This is a genomic window from Cereibacter johrii (assembly GCF_001720585.1).
Classification (GTDB): domain Bacteria; phylum Pseudomonadota; class Alphaproteobacteria; order Rhodobacterales; family Rhodobacteraceae; genus Cereibacter_A; species Cereibacter_A johrii.
This window is the reverse complement of the sequence record NZ_MABH01000022.1, coordinates 1-21104: the sequence shown is the minus strand read 5'-3', so window position 1 is coordinate 21104 and position 21104 is coordinate 1. Positions and strand designations below refer to the sequence as shown.

The following is a 21104-nucleotide window of genomic DNA, read 5'->3' as shown; positions in this document are numbered from 1 at the left end:
CGACTGGTGCGCCCGCTTCGGACGGCGGCCCGCGCCGCCCGCGCTGGACGAGACGCCGGGCCCGATCGACTCCGGGCTGCTCTGCGCCACCCTGTCCGACGTACTGGGCGCGGAAGGGGGCGAGACGATCCTCGTCTCGGACGGCGGCGAGTTCGGCCAATGGGCGCAGGCCCTGGTGCGGGCCGAACGACGGCTCATCAACGGGCCCGCAGGCGGGATCGGCGGGGCGCTCGGTCATGCGGTGGCGGCAAGCCTCGCCTGCCCCGGGGCCCGCATCGCGGTCGCCAGCGGGGATGGCAGCATCGGCTTTCATCTGGCAGAACTCGAGACGGCGGTGCGCGCAGGCGCGGCCTTCGTGGTGGTGATCGGCAACGACCGCCGCTGGAATGCCGAGCATCTGCTGCAGCTTCGCGAGTTCGGCCCCGACCGCGTCCACGGATGCGAGCTCTCGGGCGCCCGTTACGATCTGGTCGCCGCGGCCCTCGGGGGCACGGGCGCTCATGTGACATGCCGGGCCGAGCTTCGGGGCGCCCTGCGGCGCGCCTTCGCCGCCGGCGGAGTGGTTCTGGTGAATGTGGAGATCGAGGGCCGCGCAGCCCCTTCCGGAGAGGAGCCGGAAGCGGCGGAGACGGCGCAGCCCGACGGATGATGGCCAGGGGTGCGCGCTTCGGCGCGCCGGCCGAGCAAACGGGAGGAAACATGACACACAGCGAGCCCTTGCTGTCGGTCCGGGGGGTCACGATCCAGTACAAGACCCCCCAGCATCTGATCACGGCCACCTACCGGGTCGATTTCGACGTGCATCAGGGGGATCGCTTCATCCTTCTCGGGCCGTCGGGCTGCGGCAAGTCCACGCTGCAGAAGGCGGTCGGCGGCTATATCACGCCCTGCGAGGGCGAGATCCGGCTGAAGGGCCAGAAGGTCAAGGAGCCCGGCCCCGACAGGATGATGGTCTTTCAGGAGTTCGACCAGCTTCTGCCCTGGAAGACGGTGAAGCAGAACGTGGCCTTCGCGCTCCAGACCGCGAAACGGCTCTCGCGCGCCGAGGCCGAAGAGCGGGCGATGCATTACGTCTGCAAGGTCGGCCTCGAGAAATTCGCCAACAGCCATCCGCACATGCTGTCGGGCGGCATGAAGCAGCGCGTGGCCATCGCGCGCGGCATGGCGATGGAGCCCGACATCCTGCTGATGGACGAGCCTTTCGCGGCCCTTGACGCGCTCACGCGGCGGCGGATGCAGGACGAGCTGCTCGCTCTCTGGGAGGAGACGCGCTTCACCGTCCTCTTCGTCACCCACTCGATCGCCGAGGCGATCAAGATCGGCAATCGCATCCTGCTGCTTTCGCCCCACCCCGGCCGGGTGAAGGCCGAGATCAACAGCACCACCGATCCGATCGAGGCGGCGCGGCTGGAGAAGCGCATCCACGAGATGCTGTTCGTGAACGAGCCGGAAGAGGAGGAGGCCGAGCATGCTTAACATGACCGCGACCGTGCCGCGCGACGCGGGCCCGGCCACGCCCGTCCGGGCCGAGATCTACCACGACGACCGCGCGTCCACCTCGGAGGACGAGATCACCGTCGTCCAGGCCCGCCTGACTTGGGCCGAGGCGCTCTACAACGTGCCGGTGCTGCGCAAGGGGCTGATCCTCGTGGTCCTGGCCCTCGCCTGGGAGATCTACGGGCGCACGCTGAACAACGACCTGCTGTTCCCCTCCTTCTCGCAGACCATCGCGGCCCTCTGGGACAGCGTGCTGAACGGCGGGCTGCTGATGCGGGCGCTCGCCTCGCTCAAGGTGCTGGTGACGGGCTATGCGGTGGGGATCCTGCTGGCCGCGGTGCTGACGGCGCTGGCCATCGCCTCGCGGATCGGGCGGGACTTCCTCGAGATCATGACCTCGATGTTCAACCCCCTGCCCGCCATCGCCCTTCTGCCGCTGGCGCTGATCTGGTTCGGGCTGGGCAACATGAGCCTCGTCTTCGTGCTGGTCCATTCGGTGACCTGGGCCATCGCGCTCAACACCCATTCGGGCTTCCTCGGCGTGAGCCGGACCCTGAAGATGGTGGGGCGCAACTACGGGCTGAAGGGCTGGGGCTTCATCACGAAGATCCTGATCCCGGCGGCCTTCCCGAGCATCCTGACCGGCCTCAAGATCGGCTGGGCCTTCGCCTGGCGGACGCTGATCGCGGCCGAGCTCGTCTTCGGCGTGAGTTCGGGCTCGGGCGGTCTCGGCTGGTTCATCTTCGAGAACAAGAACCTGCTCGAGATCTCGAACGTCTTCGCGGGGCTGCTCACGGTCATCATCATCGGCCTCGTGGTCGAGAACCTGATCTTCGCCACCATCGAGAAACGCACGATCCAGCGGTGGGGGGTGCAGCACTGACAGGGTGCCGGGGCGGGGAGGCCCCGGCATCCTTTCCTGCCGCGGCCGCAGTCGCAGGCCCGCAGGGACGGCGAGCGCGCCCCGAACCGGGGCGGGCCCGCGCGCGCAAGGGGCCGGCCGCAGGGCCGGACCCGGCCAGCAAAGCCGCGAAACGGCGGCACAGGGAGGACCATCCATGAAGATCCACAAGACACTGACGCCCTGGGCGGCGGCGCTTCTGCTCGCCTCGACGGCCTGGCCCGCGCTGGCCGAGGTCTCGACGGTGCGCCTGGCCAAGCAGTTCGGCATCGGCTACCTGCCGCTCACGCTGGTCGAGGAGCTGGACCTGCTCGAGAAGCATGCGGCCGCCTCGGGCCACGAGATCACGACCGAATGGCTGCGCTTCACCGGCGGCTCGGGGATGAACGAGGCGCTGCTGTCGGGCAATCTCGATCTGGCGGCGGGCGGCACGGGGCCTCTCTTCACCATCTGGGCCCGCACGCGCGAGAATCTGAAGATCAAGGGCGTGGCGGCGCTGGCCTCGATGCCGCTGCATCTGATGACCTCGAACCCCGAGGTGAAGTCGCTGGCCGACTTCAGCCAGGGCGACAAGATCGCCCTGCCCGCCGTCAAGACCTCGATCCAGGCCGTGACGCTGCAGATGGCCTCCAAACAGGCCTTCGGACCGGACAAGGCCACCGCGATGGATGCCTTCACCGTCTCGATGGGCCATCCCGACGCACAGCTCGCCCTCACCGGCGGGCAATCCGAAGTGACGGCGCATTTCGGCTCGCCGCCGTTCCAGAACCTCGAGGCCAAGGTCGAGGGCATCCACAAGGTGCTCGACAGCTACGACGTGCTCGGCGGCTCGCACACGTTCACGGTGGTCTGGGCAGCCGACAAGTTCATCTCGGAGAACCCCGAGATCACCAAGGCCTTCATGGCGGCGCTCGAGGAGAGCATGGAGCTGATCCGCACGGATCCCGAGAAGGCGGCCGAGATCTGGATGGAGGCCGAGCGCAGCCCTCTGACCAAGGACGAGGTCGTGGCGCTGATCCAGGACGAGCAGACGGTCTGGACCACCACGCCCGAGCGCACCCTGCCCTACGTCCAGTTCCTGAGCGAGTCCGGCCTCATCAAGACCTCGGCCGAGGACTGGAGCGAGATCTTCTTCGACACGATGTCGGGCAAGGAGGGGAGCTGATGGCCATGGATCTTCGCACCGGACTGGCCGCCCTCGCGCTCGCGGCGGGGCTCGCCCTGCCGGCCGCACCGGCACTCGCCGAAATGTCCGAGATCACCATCGCGCGCCAGCCGAGCATCGGGCACCTGCCGCTGATGATCATGCAGGAGCGGCGGCTGATCGAGACGATGGCCGAGGCCGAAGGGCTGGGCGAGGTGAAGGTGAATTACGCCACCTTCGCGGGCGGCTCGAACATGAACGACGCGCTTCTGTCGAACACGATCCAGTTCGCCGCGGGCGGCGTGCCGCCCCTGATCCTGCTCTGGTCCAAGACGGCCGGAACCTCGAACGAGGTGAAGGGCGTGGCCGCGATGAACTCGATGCCGCTCCTGATGAACGTCAACCGCGAGGACATCCGCACGATCGAGGATTTCAAGCCGAGCGACAAGATCGCCCTGCCCTCGGTCAAGGTCTCGGTGCAGGCGATGGTGCTGCAGATGGCGGCGGCGAAGGTCTGGGGCGACGAGAATTACGGCAAGCTCGACTCGCTGACCGTCTCGATGTCCCACCCCGACGGGCTTGCGGCGCTCCTCGCGCGGCAGGAGGTGACGGCCCATTTCACCGCCTCGCCCGCGCAGGACATGGCTCTGCGCCAGCCGGGCGTCCATACGGTGCTGAACTCGTTCGACGTGATGGGCGGACCCGTGACCTTCAACGTCGTCTGGACCACCAAGGCCTTCCATGACGACAACCCCAAGCTCTTCGACATCTTCCGCCGCGCGCTGGCCCAGGCGGTCGAGGTGGTGAACGAGGATCCGGCCGAGGCGGTGCAGATCTACCTCCGTCAGGCGGGCGATGCGACGGACCCCGAGCTTCTGGCCTCGATCCTCGCCGATCCGCAGGTCGACTATACGGTCGAACCCTCGGGCATCGACAAATATCTCGATTTCATGCGCCGGATCGGAACGGTGAAGGACAACGGCCAGCCGTGGGAGGCGATGTTCTTCGAATAGGCCCGCCCTGCCCGTCAGACCTGACGCGGCTCCCGGCCCGAAGAGATCGCCCACCCGAAGGATCCGGCCTTCCAGCCCCTCCCTTCGGTCGGGAGCGCTCCCTCCGCCTCGGGGCCCCTTCATCCGCCATCGGCCCCCCTTCGGGGGCCGATGTGCGTTTCAACGCACCCCAACGGGATATTCTGTAAGTCCGGCTTTCGATAACCGTCAGATTTTATCGTTTTTTCTTCAGTTTGTCTTTCAATAAGCTGGGCAAGACGAAAGCGCGGAGGAAAGCGATGCTTGACGGCCCTCAGACCCTGTCCGTCTCGATCTGGCGCGGGACCGGCACGACCGGGGCGTTCCAGAGCTTCGAGGTGCCGCGGCAGGGCAGCCAGACCGTGCTCGACGTGGTCTCCTGGATCCAGCAGAACCTCGATCCGACACTGACCTATCGCTATGCCTGCCGGGTCGGCATGTGCGGCTCCTGCGCCATGATGGTGAACGGGGTGCCGCGCTGGACCTGCCGGACCCATGTGAACAAGGTCGATCAGGGCGGCGCGCTTACCATCGGACCGCTGCGCAACCTGCCGGTCATCAAGGATCTCGCGGCCGACATGGACCCGTTCTTCGAGAAATGGGTCAAGGCCGAGGGGCTCTTCCACCCCGCCCGCACGCGCCACGAGGAGGTGGCGCGGGTCGATCCCGCCTCGGAGGCGCGCCGCACCGCCGACCGGGCCATCGAATGCATCAACTGCTCGGTCTGCTATGCCGCCTGCGACACGGTGGCGGGCAACCCGGATTATCTGGGGCCCGCAGCCCTCAACCGCGCCTGGAGCGTGGTGAACGACGAGCGCGACGCGGGCCGGGCCGAGGTGCTGGCGGCCGTCTCGGTCTCGGGCGGCTGCCACAACTGCCACAGCCAGGGAAGCTGCACGCGCCACTGCCCGAACGAGCTTTCGCCGCTCGATTCCATCGCGGGCCTCAAGCGCGAAACGGCCCGCAGCTTCTGGCGCAAAGGACGCTGACCCATGCTCGATCTGCGACTCTACATGCTGCAACGGCTTTCGGCGCTGGTGATGGCGCCCCTCGTGCTGGGCCATCTGGCGCTGATGGTCTACGCCGTGCAGGGCGGGATCAGCGCGGGTGAGATCCTCGCGCGGACGCAGGGCAGCCTCGGCTGGGCGCTCTATTACGGCCTCTTCCTCGTGGCGGCGGCGATCCATGCCGCCATCGGCCTCCGGGTGATCCTGGCCGAGACGCTGGCCTTGCGCAGCCGCGCGTTCCTCGACCTCTTCACCCTCGCGGTGGGCGCGGTCTTCCTGATCCTCGGCCTGCGCGCCCTCCATGCGGTGACGCTGGCATGATCGCGCTCGCCCACCGCTCGCACCCGCTCTGGCTCGCCTATCTCGTCCACCGCCTGTCGGGGCTCGGCCTCGCGCTGTTCCTGCCCGTGCATTTCTACATGCTGGCCATGGTGCTGACCGACCCCGAGGGCTTCGACAGTTTCGGGCTCTGGACCCAGAACCCGCTGGTGAAGATGGCCGAGTTCGGCCTCGTCTTCCTCCTCGCCGCCCATTTCTTCGGCGGCCTCCGGCTTCTCGCGCTCGAGATGCTGCCCTGGAGCGGGCGGCAGAAGACGCTGGCCGCCGCCACCGTCGCCGGCGCCTTCCTCGTGGCCGCGACCTTCCTTCTGAGGGCGATCTGACATGCAGCACGACCGGCTGGAACGGCAGGAGACCGACATCCTGATCCTGGGCTCGGGCGGCGCGGGGCTCTTTGCCGCCCTCCATGCCCAGCAGAGCGCGCCCACGGGCACCCGGATCACCATCGCGGTGAAGGGGCTTCTCGGCAAATGCGGCTGCACGCGCATGGTGCAGGGCGGCTACAATGTGGCGCTCGGTGCGGGCGACACGGTCGAGCGGCACTTCATGGACACGATCCACGGCGGCAAGTGGCTGCCCGATCAGGACATGGCCTGGCGGCTGTGCCAGGAGGCGGTGACGCGGGTGCGCGAGCTGGAGAACGAGGTCGGCTGCTTCTTCGACCGCAACCCGGACGGCACGCTGCACCACAAGGCCTTCGCGGGCCAGACCGCCGACCGGACCGTCCACAAGGGCGACCTCACCGGCATCGAGATCATCAACCGGCTGATGGAGCAGGTGCTCTCGCGCCCGATCGAGCGGCTGCAGGAGCATCGCGCCGTGGGCCTCATCCCGGCCGAGGGCGGCGGGGCCATCTCGGGCGTGCTCTTCATCGACATGCGCACGGGGCGCTTCCGCTTCGTGCGGGCGAAGAAGGTGCTGATGGCCACGGGCGGCGGGCCCACCATGTACAAGTATCACACGCCCTCGGGCGACAAGACGATGGACGGGCTGTCGATGGCCCTGCGTCTGGGACTGCCGCTCCGCGACATGGAGATGGTGCAGTTCCACCCCACCGGGCTTCTCGCGGGCCCGGGCACGCGGATGACGGGCACCGTCCTCGAGGAGGGCCTGCGCGGCGCGGGCGGGCATCTGCTGAACGGGCACGGCCACCGCTTCATGTACGACCATGATGCGGCCGGCGAGCGGGCCACGCGCGACGTGGTCAGCCGCGGCATCTATGCCGAGATGCGCAAGAGCAACACCTCGGAGAACGGCGGCGTCTATATCTCGATGGCCCATCTCGGCCCCGACGATGTCCGCCGCCGCTTCAAGGGCATGGTCAAGCGCTGCGCCGACTGCGGTTTCGATCTGGCCGGCGGGCTGGTCGAGGTGGTGCCGACCGCGCATTACTTCATGGGCGGCGTCGTGGTGGATCCCGACACCCGCACCGAGATCGACGGGCTCCATGTCGCGGGCGAGGATGCGGGCGGCGCCCATGGCGCGAACCGGCTGGGCGGCAACGGCGTGGCCAACTCCACCGTCTTCGGCGGCATCGCGGGCGACGTGATGGGCGCCGAGGTGGCCTCGATCCCGCATCTGCGCCCCGCGGACGAGGCGGTGCTCGCGGCCGAGATCGACCGCGCCATGGCGCCGCTCTCGAAGCGGCCGGGCCAGGTGCAGGTGCTGCGCGAGGCGCTGCAGGAGGCCATGTGGGAGGATGTGGGGGTCTTGCGCACCGGCGCGGGCCTCGAGCGCGGCCTCACGCGGGTGGCGGCCATCGGCGCGGAGCTGGCCGAGACCGGGGTCGATGGCGCGAACCTCGCCTTCAACCTCACCTGGCACGACTGGCTGAACATGCGCTCGCTCGTGGACATCTCCGAGGCCATCGCCACGGCGGGCCTCGCGCGCGAGAATTCGCGCGGGGCGCACTACCGCGAGGATCACCCCGAGGCGGGCGATCTGGACGCCTCCTACTTCACGCAGGTGCGCCGGTCGGGCGACGAGCTTCCCGTCACGCGCGAGCCCGTGCGCTTCACCATCGTGCGGCCCGGCGAGACGATCCTGCCGGCCGATGAACCCACCACACTGGTAAAGGCAGCGGAATGATCTCACTCGATCTGATCCAGCGGACGGCCGAGCGGCTGATGGAAAAGGCCGCCATCGAAATCCCCGAAGATTATCTCGACGGGCTTAAGGCCACGGCGGCGGTCGAGGATGGCGACCTCTCCTCCTTCGTGCTTCAGGCCATGCTCGAGAATTACGAGGCGGCCAAGGAGGACCGCCGGGCGATGTGCGGCGACACGGGCTGTCCGCGCTGGTATGTGAAGATGGGCAACGAGGCGCGCATCGAGGGCGGCCCCATCGCGCTCGAGGCGGCGCTGCGGCGCGCCACGGCGCGCGCCACCCACGACATCCCGCTGCGGCCGAACCGGGTCCATCCGCTCTGGCGGACCGACCACGACAACAATGTGGGGATCGGCGCGCCCGAGATCGAATATGGGTTCGAGCCGGGCGGCGACTGGATCGACCTCATCACCGTGCACAAGGGCGGGCTCTTCGGCACCGATTACCGGATGCTCTTCCCTTCGGACGGGATCCAGGGGATCCGGCGCTTCTTCCTCGACAGCCTCGTGGCCTTCGGCAAGCGCGGCCTGGCCTGCCAGCCCGCCATCATCGGCATCGGGCTCGGCGGATCGAAGGATGCCTGCATGGTGCTGGGCAAGCGCGCGGCCTGCCTGCGCACCGTGGGCAGCCGCAACTCCGATCCGCGCATCGCAGCCCTCGAGGACGAGCTGAAAGTGCTCGGCAACTCGATCGGCATGGGCGCCATGGGCTTCGTGGGCAAGTCCATGGTGGTCGATTGCAACATCGAGGTGGGCTACTGCCACACGGGCGGGATGCAGATGAGCGTCCATGCCTTCTGCCTCTCCTCGCGCCGCGCCGTCGCGCGCCTCTGGGGGGACGGTCGCGTCGAATATCGCACCGACCCCGACTGGTTCACCGATTATCAACGCCGGGAGACAGTGGAATGGACCGTTCCGCAGGACCAAAACGAATTCGCCTGAGCACCACCCCCTCGCGGGAGGATCTGGCCCGGCTGCGCATCGGCGATGTCGTGCATCTGGACGGGCTGATCTATACCGCGCGCGAGGGCGTCTACATGCGCGCCTGCGAGCAGGGCGATGCGCTGCCCATGGACCTGCCGCACGAGAGCGCCGCGAACTTCCACTGCTCGCCCGCGGCGACGGTCGAGGCCGACGGCTCCTTCACCATGGGCGCGGTCACGGCCACCGCCTCGTTCCGCTTCAGCAAGTGGATCGGCGAGTGGTTCCGCCTGTCGGGCGCGAAGCTCATCATCGGCAAGGGCGGCATGACCTCGGCCGACTACCGCGAGCATTTCGTGCCGAACGGCGCGATCTACCTCACCACCGTGGGATATGGCACGGGCGCGCTTCTCGGGCGCGGCATCAAGGGGGTGAAGGCGCTCCACTGGCGCGAGGATCTGGGGCTCGCGCAGGCCATGTGGGTGCTCGAGGCCGAGAACATGGGCCCCTTCATCGTCGAGAGCGACCTCGAGGGGAACAGCCTCTTCGAGCGCGAGAACGAGCGCATCTCGCAGAACCTCGCCCGCGTCTACGAGGGCACCAAGCCCGCCGTCCTGCGCCGCTTCGGCGAGACCGACGACCGCAGCGACGAACTGATCGGATGACGGTTCTCGCCCTCGCCTCGCCGGTGACGCTCCTGGTGCCGGGCCTGCTGTGCGCCGTCACGGTGGCGCTGGCCGCCACCTTCCTGTCCGAGCATTACGGCATCCCGGTGATGCTGATGGCGCTTCTGCTCGGGATGGCGCTCAACTTCCTGAGCGAGCCCGGCAGCCGCTGTCTTCCCGGCATCGAATTCGCCTCGAAGAAGCTTTTGCGCTTCGGGGTGGCGCTCCTGGGTCTCGGGATCACCGTGCAGCAGGTCATGGCCTCGGGCCCCGAGGTGCTGGCCATCGCCGTCTCGGGCGTGGCGGTGACGATCGGCTCGGGCCTTCTCCTCGCCCGCCTTCTGGGCCTGCCGATGCAGATGGGCATCCTTGCGGGCGGCGCGGTGGGCATCTGCGGCGCCTCGGCAGCGCTCGCCATCTCGTCGGTGCTGCCCCGCCGCGAGGGGACGGAGCGCGCGACCGTCTTCACCGTGATCGGCGTGACGGCCCTCAGCACGGTCGCGATGATCCTCTATCCGATCCTGACCGAGCGTCTGGGGCTCGGAGACGTGGCGACGGGGATCTTCTTCGGAGCCACGATCCACGATGTGGCGCAGGTGGTGGGCGCGGGCTATTCCGTCTCGCAGGAGGCGGGCGACACCGCCGTCTTCGTCAAGCTGCTGCGGGTGGCCCTGCTGATCCCGATCGTGACCGGCCTCTCGCTCGTCATGGGCACGGGCCGCGGCGGCGAGGGCGGCGCGCTTCCCATTCCGCTCTTCGTGCTGGGCTTTGCAGCACTCGTCGTGCTGGGCTCGGCCGGTCTCGTGCCCGAAGAAGTGAAGGTCGCGCTCCTCTCCTTCTCGCGCTGGTGCCTCGTGGTGGCCATTGCCGCGCTCGGCACCAAGACCTCGCTCGGCCGTCTCGCGGCGGTGGGCGGGCGGCCCATCCTGCTCATCTGCACGCTCACGCTTCTGCTCGCGCTCTATGCGCTCGGGCTCATCGGCCTTCTGTTCTGAGGAGACATCATGTTCGTCGACGAGAGAATCTACACCCTCCATGCCGGGCAGGTGCCGGTCTTCCTGAAGCTCTACGAGGAGGAGGGAATGGAGTGCCAGGTCCGCATCCTCGGGCGGATGGTGGGCTATTACTACACCGACTTCGGGCCCCTGAACCAGATCGTGCACATGTGGGGCTACGAGAGCCTCGACGATCGGCACGAGCGGCGCAAGGCCCTGCAGGCCTCGCCCGAGTGGCAGTCCTATGCGCGCCAGATGCGCCCCCTCGTGGTGCGGGTCGAGAACAAGCTCCTGCTGCCCGCGCCCTTCCTCGAGGCGCAGCGCTGGCGCGAGCCTCAGGCCGCGGCCTGATCGATCCTGCCGGCACGAAAAGCCTGCCGCCCCGCAGGGCGGCAGGCTCGCTTTTCCGAAGGCTTCAGTGCGCGGAGGCGGCCGCGGCACCGATGCCCGTCTCGGAGCGGACCTGCTGGGCCATGAAGCCCGCCCGGTCCTGCCGCCCGCGCAGGCTGCGGTCGAGCGTCGAGAAGAGCCAGATCCCCACGAAGCCCGCCGTCATCGAGAAGAGCGCGGGCGAGGTGTAGGGGAAGGGCGCCGAGCCCTTGTCGTAGCCCAGCGTCGCCTCCCAGACCGAGGGCGAGAGCACGGTCAGCACCACCGACACGACGAGGCCGATGAAGCCGCCGATCACCACGCCGCGCGTCGTGCAGCCCTTCCAGAGCACCGACAGGAACAGCACGGGGAAGTTGGCCGAGGCCGCGATTGCGAAGGCGAGCGAGACCATGAAGGCGATGTTCTGCTTCTCGAACACGATGCCCAGGGCCACGGCCAGCACGCCGAGCGCCAGCACCGTGTAGCGCGAGACCTTCAGTTCGGCGGCGCTGCCCGCCTTGTTCTTCTTGATGACGGTCGCATAGATGTCGTGCGACACGGCCGAGGCGCCGGCGAGCGTCAGGCCCGCCACCACCGCGAGGATCGTGGCGAAGGCCACCGCCGAGATGAAGCCGAGGAAGACGTTGCCGCCCACGGCCTTGGCGAGATGGATCGCCGCCATGTTGCTGCCGCCGACCAGCGCGCCCGTCTCGTCGAGGAAGCCCGGGTTCGTCAGCACGAAGGTGATCGCGCCGAAACCGATGATGAAGGTCAGGAGGTAGAAATAGCCGATCCAGGTGGTCGCCCACATCACCGACTTCCGCGCCTCCTTGGCGTCGGGCACGGTGAAGAAGCGCATGAGGATATGCGGCAGGCCGGCCGTCCCGAACATCAGCGCCATGCCGAAGGAGATGGCCGAGATCGGATCGGTGATGAACTTGCCCGGCCCCATGATCGACTGTCCGGCCGCCGCCGCATCCTCGGGCGTCGTTCCCGGGGTCTGGGCCGCGATCTGCGCCTTCACCTCGACCGCAGCCGCGAAGAACCGCTCGAGGCTGAAGCCATAGTGCATCATCACCATGACGGCCATGAAGGTGGCGCCGCCCAGAAGGAGGCAGGCCTTGATGATCTGCACCCATGTCGTGGCCGTCATGCCGCCGAAGAGGACGTAGATCATCATGAGCCCGCCCACGATGACGACCGCCACCCAATATTCGAGCCCGAACAGGAGCTTGATGAGCTGCCCTGCCCCCACCATCTGCGCGATGAGATAGAAGGCCACCACAACGAGGGTCGAGGAGGCCGCGAAGACCCGCACCGGCGTCTGGGCGAAACGGAAGGCCGCCACATCCGCGAAGGTGAATTGCCCGAGGTTCCTCAGCCGCTCGGCCATGAGGAAGGTCAGGATGGGCCAGCCCACGAGAAAGCCGATCGAATAGATCAGCCCGTCGAAGCCCGAGGCCATCACGGCTGCCGAGATCCCGAGGAAGGAGGCCGCCGACATGTAGTCGCCCGCGATGGCGAGCCCGTTCTGAAAGCCGGTGATGCCACCGCCCGCGGTGTAGAAGTCGGCGGCGGACTTGGTCTTGGCCGCGGCCCATTTGGTGATGAAGAGCGTGAAGACCACGAAGGCTGCGAACATGCCGATGGCGGTGTAGTTCGTGGCCTGTTTCTGGACCTCGCCAAGATCCGGGCCCGCAGCCAGCGCCAGCGTGGGCAGCAGGATCAGCGCGGCCATGGCCACCGCAAGGCGGTGCGAGGGCGTGAGACGGCTCATTGGATCATCCCCCGCCGGACCTTCTCGGTCAGATCGTCGAATTCGCGGTTGGCCCGCATCACATAGAAGGCGGTGATGACGACCGTGAAGACGATCACACCGAAGCCCACCGGGATGCCCCAGGTGATGACGCCCGCGCCGATCCGCGTGGCCAGCACCTGCTTCTCGAAGGCGATCAGTAGGATGAAGCCGTAATAGACGAGCATCAGCGCCGCCGTCAGCCACCAGCCGAGGCGCGACCGGCGCGCCTTCAGCAGCCTGTAATTCGGATCGGCCAGGACCCGATCCACCAAGTTCGTTTTCATCCGTGACCCCTCTCGCTCCACCCGGTGCGCCACCACTTGCCATCGGGACGCGGCCGGTCGGAGGATCCCGCCCGGACGCTCCCGAGGGATCTCGCCGGACAAGCGTCATCGGTCGCGAGCGCGATGCTGCTCCGCGGCGAAACGGCACTGTCCGTTCTCCATCCCCCTTCGCGCGGGCGCCGCAGGATCGGCCCTTGGCCGACCGATGAGGCGCCCGATCCCGGATCTGATAATTTGGAAAATGTTTACATACAATGATTTAGTTTGTGAATTTCTTTACAGGCAAGGATCCGCAGGCCAGCCGGGCGGGAACGCCCCCGCATCGCCGCGCTGCGGCATTCATACTTCCCGAGAAGGGTGACGCGGCGGAAGCCATTTCCCAGACGGCAGGCCCGCTTAGAGGCCGAGGTTCTCGGAAGAGGGAGGAAGCCACCGCTGAACCGGCGCGATCGCGGGGTGAAGCACGCCGCCGGCACCCACGGCGCGGGAAGCCTGCGAGAGAGGGCCACCGCACGCCCTGGCACCCGATGTCAGAAAAGGCGGCCGCGCCCGTCCGGCCGCAGGATTCGCAGGCCGGGCGCTGTCACGGGGCGGGGCCTGGCCGGAAGCCTTGTCCTGCGGGACGCCCGCCGTCCGTCTCTGCGGAGGTCGCGCTAGAGCTTGCGCAGCCGGTCCGACAGCCGCACCACCCCGCTCTGCTCGATCGAACAGAGCACCCCGCGCAACCGCAGCGGCGGATGGCCCTCGGCCACGATCCAGTCCTTCGCGGCCCGCCCGTAGCGGACCTTCCACTTCACGCAGCCGTCGTTGAAGACGCCCGAGACCCTGAGCACGGCGGTGCCCGCCTGCAAGAGGCTGCCCGTGGGCAGGTTGGCCTCGCTCGTGTCGAGATCGGCCACGATCGTGTCGCCGGGATGCGGGGTGCCCGTGCGGTCGCGCCAGACGAGGTCGCAGACCCGGGTGGGCAGGATCGAGACCTGAATGCGCGGATCGGGCGAGCCGTCCGGAAGCGTGAGCCACGGATGCTTGCGCCACCGCTCGCCCGGCACGCCGCAGCCGCGGGTCAGGAGGAGCCGGTCGGGGAAGCTCCGGGCATTGAAGCGGGCCCGCCAGCAGAGGCTCGCGATCGGGGCGTCGGTCTTCGGCGCAGCCAGCACATGCGGAAGGGCCGCGGCAAGCTCCTCGGCGGTCACGGGGGCGGCGGCAGGCGAAGCGGCGGGGGCGGCAGAGGTCAAGTCTGGCTCCGATCCTGAGGCTGGCGAGAGGGGGCGGACAGGTTCAGCGATAGACGGCAGAGCCCTCCCGCGCCAGAGCCGATGCGCGGGCCGCGGCGCGCGCCTGCACCGAAGGCCCCTGCCCGCGGGTCGCTCTGGCAGGGCGGCACGCGCCTGCGGGAACGGAACGGCGCGCCTCCGGTTCCTTCGGGACGCATCCTGAGGAGTGGTCATGGACCGATCGAGCTTTCCCACCGCCGCCGGCATCCTCCTCGGTCTCGGCCTCGGCGGCTTCTTCGACGGCATCGTGCTGCATCAGATCCTGCAATGGCACCACATGGCGACCAGCGCCGGCTATCCGCCGGACAGCGTCGAGAACCTGCAGCTGAACACGCTGCTCGACGGGCTCTTCCACACGGCGACCTATCTCTTCCTGCTGGGAGGGCTCGTCCTCCTCTGGCGGGCAGCCCGCAAGCCGCACGCGCTCTGGCCCGCCCGCGCCTTCCTCGGCACGGTCCTGATGGGGTTCGGCCTCTTCAACCTCTGCGAAGGGGTCGTGAACCACCAGATCCTCGGGATTCATCATGTGAACGAGACGGTCCCGCGGAGCCAGTGGATCTGGTGGGACATGGCCTTCCTGATCTGGGGCGCGGCGATGCTTTTCGGCGGCTGGACGCTCTGGCGCAAACGGTGATCGGGGAGCCCAGTGCGCTCCCGCCAACGCTTCCCTCGCTCCGGGCGGGTGCGAGGATCCATGAGCGGAGCGTCACCCGCACCTCGCTCGACGACAGGAGCGGGCCATCGGCAGGACGCGCTTCCGCGATGCGCGCGGAGCGCCACCCGTGCCCCCGCACAACAGGGAGCCTGACATCGAGAGGACGCGCTCCCGGCGCCTCCGCGATGTGCCCTTACCACCCCGACCGCCTCAGATCGTCACCCGCGGCTCGGCCAGCCCGCGGAGGCCCGGCCGCAGGAGGTAGGGCAGGCCCTCGCCCGGCCCCGGATCCTCCATCCCCTCGGTCGCGGTTGTCACGAGGAGCCGGTCGAACTCCGCCCCGCCGAAGGCCGGGCAGGAGGGCTGGCGCCCGCCGACGGCGAGCCGGTGCGTCTGTCGCCCCTGCGCGTCGAACCGCAGCACCGCACCCGCCCCCCAGGCGGCGCAGCAGAAGCCGCCCTCGGCGTCGATCACCGCCCCGTCCGGATGGAGCCCCTCGCCCGCGAGATCGAGGAAGAGCTCCCGCTCGCCCACGGGCCAGCCCTCGGCGTCGAGCCGCTGGCTCCAGACCAGCTGCCGGTCCGTGTCGGAATAATGCGCCGTCCGGCCGTCGGGCGAGAAGCAGATCGCATTGGGGATGGTGAGGCCCTCCACCAGCCGCTCGAGGCGTCCGCGGTGGTAGCGGTAGAGGCTGCCCGCTCCGGGCTGGGCCTCCTTGCCCATCGTGCTGAACCAGAAGCCGCCCTGCCGGTCGGCGCGCCCGTCGTTCGAGCGCGTCTCCGCCCGGTCCGCCTCGACCGCAAGCAGCGGGTCGAGCGCGCCCCTCCGCAGATCGAGGACGGCGAGCCCCGTCTCCGTGGCGACGAGCAGCCGGTCGCGGTCGATCCAGCCCGCGGCCGTGACCGCCCGGTCGAAGGTCCAGGCCGCACCTCCCTCACCCAGAAGACGGCGTCCGAGGATGTCGAACCAGAAGAACTGCTGCCGTTCGGGATGCCACAGCGGCCCCTCGCCCAGGCCGCAGATGCGGGGATCGAAAACCTCGCAGCTCATGCCGCACCTCTCGCAGGCATTGCCCGAGAAGAGGCCCCGAACCTCCCCCTCATCGGGATGGGCGGATAGAGCGGCCTGTCGATCAGCATCTGGTCCTCCGGGACGTCGAGGGGCAACCGGACCATATAGGGCGGCGCGCACGCAGGAACACGGCTCTCGGGGCACCGCCCTGCACGGGTGTCACGCGGGCCGGGCCCTCCGGAAGCCGGCATCATGGAAGCGCCATCGTGACCTCCGGCAAGCCGTGAACAGGAACAGGGTCAGGTGCTCGGTCGTGCCGGGCGGATGCTTCTGCCGGGACTTGCGCAGCTGTCTGTTTCCGGTGCCGCACCCAGAACGCAACGCGACGGGATGGCTGCAAGATAGGAGTATGCCGGCCGCGGAACCGCCGCACAGGGCGGCGGGTTCTCTGACGACCAATCTCAGGGGAATCGCATGGCGCGTGTCGCGATCGTCGGAACCGGGCCCACGGGCATCTATACCTTCTTCAACCTCATCCAGGCCGACGCCTCGCATCGTATCACTATGTTCGAACGTGGCGAGAAGGCGGGCATCGGCCTGCCCTACTCGCCCGAGGCGGCCAGCAAATCCATGCTGGCGAATATCGCCAGCATCGAGATCCCGCCCATCGACGCCCCCTATCTGGATTGGCTGAAGGGTCAGCCGGACGCGAAGCTGCGCGCCTTCGGCCTTGACCGGGCCGAACTGGACGACCGCCAGTTCACGCCGCGCCTGCTGCTGGGAGAGTACTTCCGCGATCAGTTGCTGTCTCTGCTGGACCGTCACCGCGCCCGCGCCGAGGTGCTTGAGAACACCGAGGTCACGGACGTCATCGCGCGCAACGATGCCTTGTTCCTGCGCGCGGCCGGTCGCGAGTTCGGACCGTTCGACCGTGTGATCCTCGCCACCGGACATGTGTTCCCCGACGCGGATGAAGCCACCCGCAGCTATTTCCCCAGCCCGTGGTCCGGCCTGATCCAGGCAGAGGTTCCGCCGGTCTCCGTGGGAATCATGGGCACCTCGCTCAGTTCCATCGACGCGGCGATGGCTGTGGCAAACCAGCATGGCCGGTTTCACCGCAAAGGCGAGGAGCTGACCTTCGAACCCACGACTAAGGGCCTGCATCTGACCCTGATGTCCTGGTCCGGCGTGCTGCCCGAGGCGGATTTCTGGTGCCCGATCCCCTACGAGCCCCTGCAGGTGATGACCGACGACGCCGTGGCGCAGTGCGCCGGCCAAGCGGACCCGCTGGACCGCGTGTTCGCGCTGCTGCAACAGGAGATCGCGCAAGCCGACCCTGCCTATGCCGACCGGATCGGGCTTGCCACGCTGACCGCCGACACTTTCGCCGATGCCTATTTCGCGGCGCGCGAGGCGCAGGATCCCTTCCGCTGGGCCCGGAAGAATCTGGAGGAGGTCGAACATAACAAGGCGCACCGGATCACCGTCCCTTGGCGATATGCCCTGCTGCGGATGCACGAGAAGGTGGAAACGCTGGTGCCGCATCTGGGCGATGCGGATCGCAGTCGGTTCGACGCCGGGCTGAAGAAGGTCTTCGTCGACAATTACGCCGCCGTACCTTCCGAATCCATCCGACGCCTTCTGGCGCTCCGGGATGCCGGTCTGTTGTCCGTTCTGGCGCTCGGCGAAGATTACGAGATGAAGCGAGAGCCCGACCGCACGGTGATCCGCGCCAAGGGAAAGACGCATTTGTTTCCGGTGTTCATCGACGCGCGAGGCCAGAAGCCGTTGGAAAGCAAGGACATGCCCTTCCCGGGCCTGCGCCGGGCGCTGATCGGATCGGATCAGGACATCCCCGAGCTGGACGGCGATTTCGCCCTCGTCGGCGTTCCCGGCTATGAAGGGCACGCGCACTTGGCCGCGATCCCCTACCTGATGCATGATCGGCCCTTCGTGCAAGGCATCACCGCCAGCTCGGAAATCGGCGCGGCGATCGCCCGCGGGATTTCTGCGGCGCCGGGCGACCTGCGCTCCGGGGCGGCCGGTGATCCTGACCACGTCGGCGGACTGGCAAGCGCGGCGCACTGAGCGGTGGAGTGCGGCGGCAGGGCCGCAAGGGCCGTTGATGGGTCTTCGAGTGGGAAGAGAACATGAGGCACGAACGGCCCGAAGCTGCCGACTGACCGAGCGCCACTTCCGGGCGCTCGCCGACCGCAAGGGGCCGGGGTCGCTGCCGGCGATGGAGTATCCGTCCGTCGATCCCTCCATGCCGGTGCTCACCATGGCCGGGGCCTCGGACGAACGAGCTGACCTTCATGAAGGAGCCGATCGACCCGCCTCGGTCTCGATGCGCTCCGGCGCCATCGAAACAGCGCTCCGCGCGACCTCTGACGGCCCTTGCCCTCGGCCGTGGCGGGGGACCTCACATCTCCGTCAGCCGCGGCGAGGGGCGCTTGAGGTTCCGGCCATGAGGCGACTAACGAAGCACGCGCAAAGAGATTTCCGGGTCCGCATGCTGAAGTATCTCTCGATCTGCCTCACCGTCGCGATGCTGCTTCTTTCGATGCAGCCGTCGGTGCAGGTCGGCAAGCCCTCGGGCTGCCCCAGCACGCAGGCCGTGGACGACGTCTGCACCGCGCCCGGAACCGCGATCCCGACCCGAGCGCCCGCCGAGAAGCCCTGCATGACCTGCGTCCTGCCCGCCGGCATCACGCTGTCCCTGCCGACCCGCCCCGAGCGGCCCCTGCGCCTTGCCGCCAGCGAGGTGAGCGCCTTCGGCAGGGTGGTCCCCCCGGACCGGCGGCCTCCGCGCGCCTGATCTCCATTCCCTCGCCATCGGCACTCGCCGTGCCCCCGATACCTGCGACGCCCGAGCGCGATCGCATCCATGGAGACATGAACAATGAGCCACATCTCGAACGAACGCCCGGCGCTGCTGCTGCCGGCCCTCGCCCCGGTCTATGCCGCGGCAACGCCCCTCACCGACGCCTGGCTGCGCGTGGTCTGCGGCGCGGCGCTGATGATCCACGGCTGGCCGAAGATTCAGAACCCGACCGGCGCCGCCGACATGGTGTCGGGCCTGGGCTTCGCGCCCGGCTGGTTCTGGTCGATCCTGCTGTCGGTAACCGAATTCACCGGCGGCCTGCTGCTGGTGCTCGGCCTGCTCACCCGGCTGGCCGCGGCGGGCACCACGATCATCCTGCTGGTGGCGACCTACTTCCACTGGGTGGTGCTGGGCCAGGGCTACAGCGGCGCTGAACTGGCCTGGCTCTGGGCTGCCGTCACGCTGTCCTTCGTCGCGAAGGGCGGAGGGCGCTACTCGGTCGACCACATGCTGAAGAAGGAGCTCTGATCCGCCTCGGGGACAGGCTCAAGGGGGCGGGCCCTGCGGCGCCCGCCTCCACCCTTCCGCTCACCGCGCGGGTCCGCCCTCGCCATTGCAGCCGCGTCGGGCTGCGGACCTGCGGATGCCGAGACCCTCGGCCGGTCGGCCTGCATGGCTTCGAGAGCACGGCTGCATGTCGCGGAAGACAGGTCCGGACGGCGCCCGCGGAGAAGGACTTCCCATACGTCCCCCCAATCTTTGGAAAGATAATCACGACAAACACTGTAGTGTATTTCGGGATTGAACGAAGATGGAGACGACCATGCCCAAGACGCTCCTGATTCCCGGCCTCGACGGCTCGCCCGCGGCCCACTGGCAGCAGTGGTGGGCGCTGAGGGACCCGGACGCGCTCCTGCTCGACCTGTCCGATGTCTCCCGGCCGGTGCCCGCCGTCTGGGAGATCGAGGTGGCCGGAGCGATCCTGCAGCACCCGGGGGCGATCCTCGTGGGGCACAGCCTCGGAGCGATCCTGATCGCGCGGCTGCTGGCCAAATGGCCGCATCTGAAGGTCGGCGGCGTCCTTCTCGTGGCCCCGGCAGAGCCTCGGCACAGCGACCGGACCGAGAGCTTCGGCCCGATCTTCGAGGAAAGCCTCGGGGTGCCCGCCTATGTGGTCTCGAGCCGGAACGACCCTTGGATGAGCTTCAGCCAGGCCGGGCGGCTCGCCCGCTGCTGGCGCGCGGATATGGTCGACCTCGGCTTCGCCGGTCACATCAATGCCGACAGCGGCTTCGGGCCCTGGCCCGGCGGCGTCATCCTGCGCGACGAGCTCGCCCGCCGTCCGGTCCCGGTCATCCCCCCGGAACAGGCTCTGGAGCGCGCGTTCTACCGGGCCTGACCGGCAGCGGCACGAAAGGAGACTGCGATGAGCCCTCCCCTTCCCGACCCGATCCGGCGGCCTGTCCCGCGCCGCCTGCATGTTCTGATCGCCGGCGGCGGCGCGAGCGGGGCGCTGATGGCGGCACATCTGCTCACCCGCGGCCACGGTCTCTTCCGCATCACGCTGGTGGAGCGGGACGGGCCGGTCGGCGCCGGCATCGCCTATGCCACGCGCGATGCGGAGCATCTGCTCAACACGCGCGTCCACGACATGAGCGCCTTTCCGGATCGGCCGGATCACTTCCGGCAGTGGCTCGCGGCAGAGCCCGAAGGCCGCTTCTCCACCGGGGACAGTTTCGTCGCGCGGGATCTCTATCGGCGCTACCTCGAGGAGATCCTCGCGCCATGGCGCACGGGCCCCGAGCTTGCCTGCGTGAGCGGCGAGTGCCTGCGGATCGAGGAGATCGGCCGCGGCGTGATCGCCCATTTCAGCGACGGCTCGGTCCGGCTCGCGGATGTGGCGATCCTGGCCACCGGGCACCCGCGGACGAATCCGGCGGAGGACCGGCTGCTTCAGGACCCGTGGCGGACGGCCTGCGTGCCGCCGGACGCGCGGGTGGTTCTCCTCGGTTCGGGCCTCACGATGATCGACAAGGTGCTGACGCTTCTCGCCACCGGCCATCGGGGCGAGATCGTGGCCCTGTCGCGCCGGGGGCTCCTGCCGCGCAGCCATGCGTCGACGCGTCCCCTACCCCTCGGCCTGCCCGATGTGCCGCTCGGGGCGCCGATGAGCGCGCTCACGGCCTGGGTGCGGCGCCTCGCCCGCGAGGCGGAGGCACGGGGCGGGACGTGGCGCGATGCGGTGGACGGCATCCGGCCCTTCGTCCGCCGCATCTGGCGCGGC

Annotated in this window: 23 protein-coding genes; 19 read left to right on the top strand and 4 right to left on the bottom strand. The window is 68.7% G+C overall.

Features of this window, described 5'->3' with window-relative positions:
• The 13 genes from A9O63_RS00810 to A9O63_RS00750 form a co-directional block, all read left to right on the top strand.
• A partial coding sequence (locus A9O63_RS00810; RefSeq protein WP_235836905.1) for a thiamine pyrophosphate-dependent enzyme occupies positions 1–649 on the top strand: 649 nt, incomplete at its 5' end.
• 50 nt (positions 650–699) lie between these two features.
• On the top strand, positions 700–1476 hold the full coding sequence (locus tag A9O63_RS00805; RefSeq protein WP_069330214.1) for an ABC transporter ATP-binding protein: 777 nt from the start codon (positions 700–702) through the stop codon (positions 1474–1476).
• On the top strand, positions 1469–2380 hold the full coding sequence (locus tag A9O63_RS00800; RefSeq protein WP_069330212.1) for an ABC transporter permease: 912 nt from the start codon (positions 1469–1471) through the stop codon (positions 2378–2380). The genes A9O63_RS00805 and A9O63_RS00800 overlap by 8 nt, the downstream gene beginning before the upstream one ends.
• A gap of 175 nt (positions 2381–2555) precedes the next feature.
• Positions 2556–3563: an ABC transporter substrate-binding protein gene (locus A9O63_RS00795; RefSeq protein ID WP_069330211.1), complete on the top strand. Its 1008-nt coding sequence runs from the start codon at positions 2556–2558 to the stop codon at positions 3561–3563.
• Entirely contained in the window at positions 3563–4555 is a 993-nt protein-coding gene (locus A9O63_RS00790; protein WP_069330210.1) for an ABC transporter substrate-binding protein, read from the top strand. The genes A9O63_RS00795 and A9O63_RS00790 overlap by 1 nt, the downstream gene beginning before the upstream one ends.
• A gap of 278 nt (positions 4556–4833) precedes the next feature.
• The gene (locus A9O63_RS00785) at positions 4834–5562 is read left to right on the top strand and encodes a succinate dehydrogenase/fumarate reductase iron-sulfur subunit (protein ID WP_069330209.1); all 729 of its coding nucleotides are present in this window, start codon (positions 4834–4836) and stop codon (positions 5560–5562) included.
• Between the two features lie 3 nt (positions 5563–5565).
• Positions 5566–5901, top strand: a complete 336-nt coding sequence (locus tag A9O63_RS00780; RefSeq protein WP_069330208.1) for a succinate dehydrogenase — start codon at positions 5566–5568, stop codon at positions 5899–5901.
• Positions 5898–6242: a succinate dehydrogenase, cytochrome b556 subunit gene (sdhC, locus tag A9O63_RS00775; RefSeq protein ID WP_069330207.1), complete on the top strand. Its 345-nt coding sequence runs from the start codon at positions 5898–5900 to the stop codon at positions 6240–6242. The genes A9O63_RS00780 and sdhC overlap by 4 nt, the downstream gene beginning before the upstream one ends.
• Position 6243: 1 nt before the next feature.
• Positions 6244–8007, top strand: coding sequence for an L-aspartate oxidase (locus A9O63_RS00770; protein WP_009561331.1), 1764 nt, complete (start codon positions 6244–6246; stop codon positions 8005–8007).
• Positions 8004–8966 carry a fumarate hydratase gene (locus tag A9O63_RS00765; RefSeq protein WP_069330206.1) on the top strand — a complete coding sequence of 321 codons (963 nt, stop codon included), beginning with the start codon at positions 8004–8006 and terminating at the stop codon, positions 8964–8966. Before A9O63_RS00770 ends, A9O63_RS00765 begins: the two co-directional genes overlap by 4 nt.
• Positions 8930–9610, top strand: a complete 681-nt coding sequence (locus tag A9O63_RS00760) for a fumarate hydratase C-terminal domain-containing protein (RefSeq protein WP_069330205.1) — start codon at positions 8930–8932, stop codon at positions 9608–9610. Before A9O63_RS00765 ends, A9O63_RS00760 begins: the two co-directional genes overlap by 37 nt.
• Positions 9607–10605: a YeiH family protein gene (locus tag A9O63_RS00755; protein WP_069330204.1), complete on the top strand. Its 999-nt coding sequence runs from the start codon at positions 9607–9609 to the stop codon at positions 10603–10605. Before A9O63_RS00760 ends, A9O63_RS00755 begins: the two co-directional genes overlap by 4 nt.
• 9 nt (positions 10606–10614) lie before the next feature.
• Positions 10615–10956: an NIPSNAP family protein gene (locus A9O63_RS00750; protein ID WP_069330203.1), complete on the top strand. Its 342-nt coding sequence runs from the start codon at positions 10615–10617 to the stop codon at positions 10954–10956.
• Between the two features lie 64 nt (positions 10957–11020).
• Here A9O63_RS00750 and A9O63_RS00745 read toward each other — a convergent pair whose 3' ends face one another.
• The 3 genes from A9O63_RS00745 to A9O63_RS00735 form a co-directional block, all read right to left on the bottom strand.
• Positions 11021–12751, bottom strand: a complete 1731-nt coding sequence (locus A9O63_RS00745) for a cation acetate symporter (RefSeq protein WP_069330202.1) — start codon at positions 12749–12751, stop codon at positions 11021–11023.
• A complete protein-coding gene (locus A9O63_RS00740) occupies positions 12748–13056 on the bottom strand; it encodes a DUF485 domain-containing protein (protein WP_069330201.1) in 309 nt (102 codons plus the stop codon). Before A9O63_RS00740 ends, A9O63_RS00745 begins: the two co-directional genes overlap by 4 nt.
• A gap of 653 nt (positions 13057–13709) precedes the next feature.
• A complete protein-coding gene (locus tag A9O63_RS00735; RefSeq protein ID WP_069330200.1) occupies positions 13710–14291 on the bottom strand; it encodes an MOSC domain-containing protein in 582 nt (193 codons plus the stop codon).
• A 211-nt stretch (positions 14292–14502) separates the two neighbouring features.
• Between A9O63_RS00735 and A9O63_RS00730 the strand changes: the two genes are divergently transcribed.
• Complete coding sequence (locus A9O63_RS00730) at positions 14503–14964, top strand: DUF2243 domain-containing protein (RefSeq protein ID WP_069330199.1); 462 nt, start codon at positions 14503–14505, stop codon at positions 14962–14964.
• Positions 14965–15195: 231 nt separating this feature from the next.
• Here A9O63_RS00730 and A9O63_RS00725 read toward each other — a convergent pair whose 3' ends face one another.
• On the bottom strand, positions 15196–16035 hold the full coding sequence (locus tag A9O63_RS00725; protein ID WP_069330198.1) for an SMP-30/gluconolactonase/LRE family protein: 840 nt from the start codon (positions 16033–16035) through the stop codon (positions 15196–15198).
• Between the two features lie 435 nt (positions 16036–16470).
• On the opposite strand from A9O63_RS00725, the gene A9O63_RS00720 reads away from it, so the two are divergent.
• From A9O63_RS00720 to A9O63_RS00700, 5 genes are all read left to right on the top strand, one after another.
• Complete coding sequence (locus A9O63_RS00720) at positions 16471–18084, top strand: FAD-NAD(P)-binding protein (protein ID WP_069330197.1); 1614 nt, start codon at positions 16471–16473, stop codon at positions 18082–18084.
• A gap of 424 nt (positions 18085–18508) precedes the next feature.
• Complete coding sequence (locus A9O63_RS00715; protein WP_069330196.1) at positions 18509–18814, top strand: hypothetical protein; 306 nt, start codon at positions 18509–18511, stop codon at positions 18812–18814.
• A gap of 84 nt (positions 18815–18898) precedes the next feature.
• Positions 18899–19348, top strand: a complete 450-nt coding sequence (locus tag A9O63_RS00710) for a DoxX family protein (RefSeq protein ID WP_069330195.1) — start codon at positions 18899–18901, stop codon at positions 19346–19348.
• A gap of 283 nt (positions 19349–19631) precedes the next feature.
• The gene (locus A9O63_RS00705) at positions 19632–20219 is read left to right on the top strand and encodes an RBBP9/YdeN family alpha/beta hydrolase (RefSeq protein ID WP_167354593.1); all 588 of its coding nucleotides are present in this window, start codon (positions 19632–19634) and stop codon (positions 20217–20219) included.
• Positions 20220–20246: 27 nt separating this feature from the next.
• On the top strand, positions 20247–21104 hold an 858-nt coding region (locus A9O63_RS00700; protein WP_205631807.1), incomplete at its 3' end, for an FAD/NAD(P)-binding protein.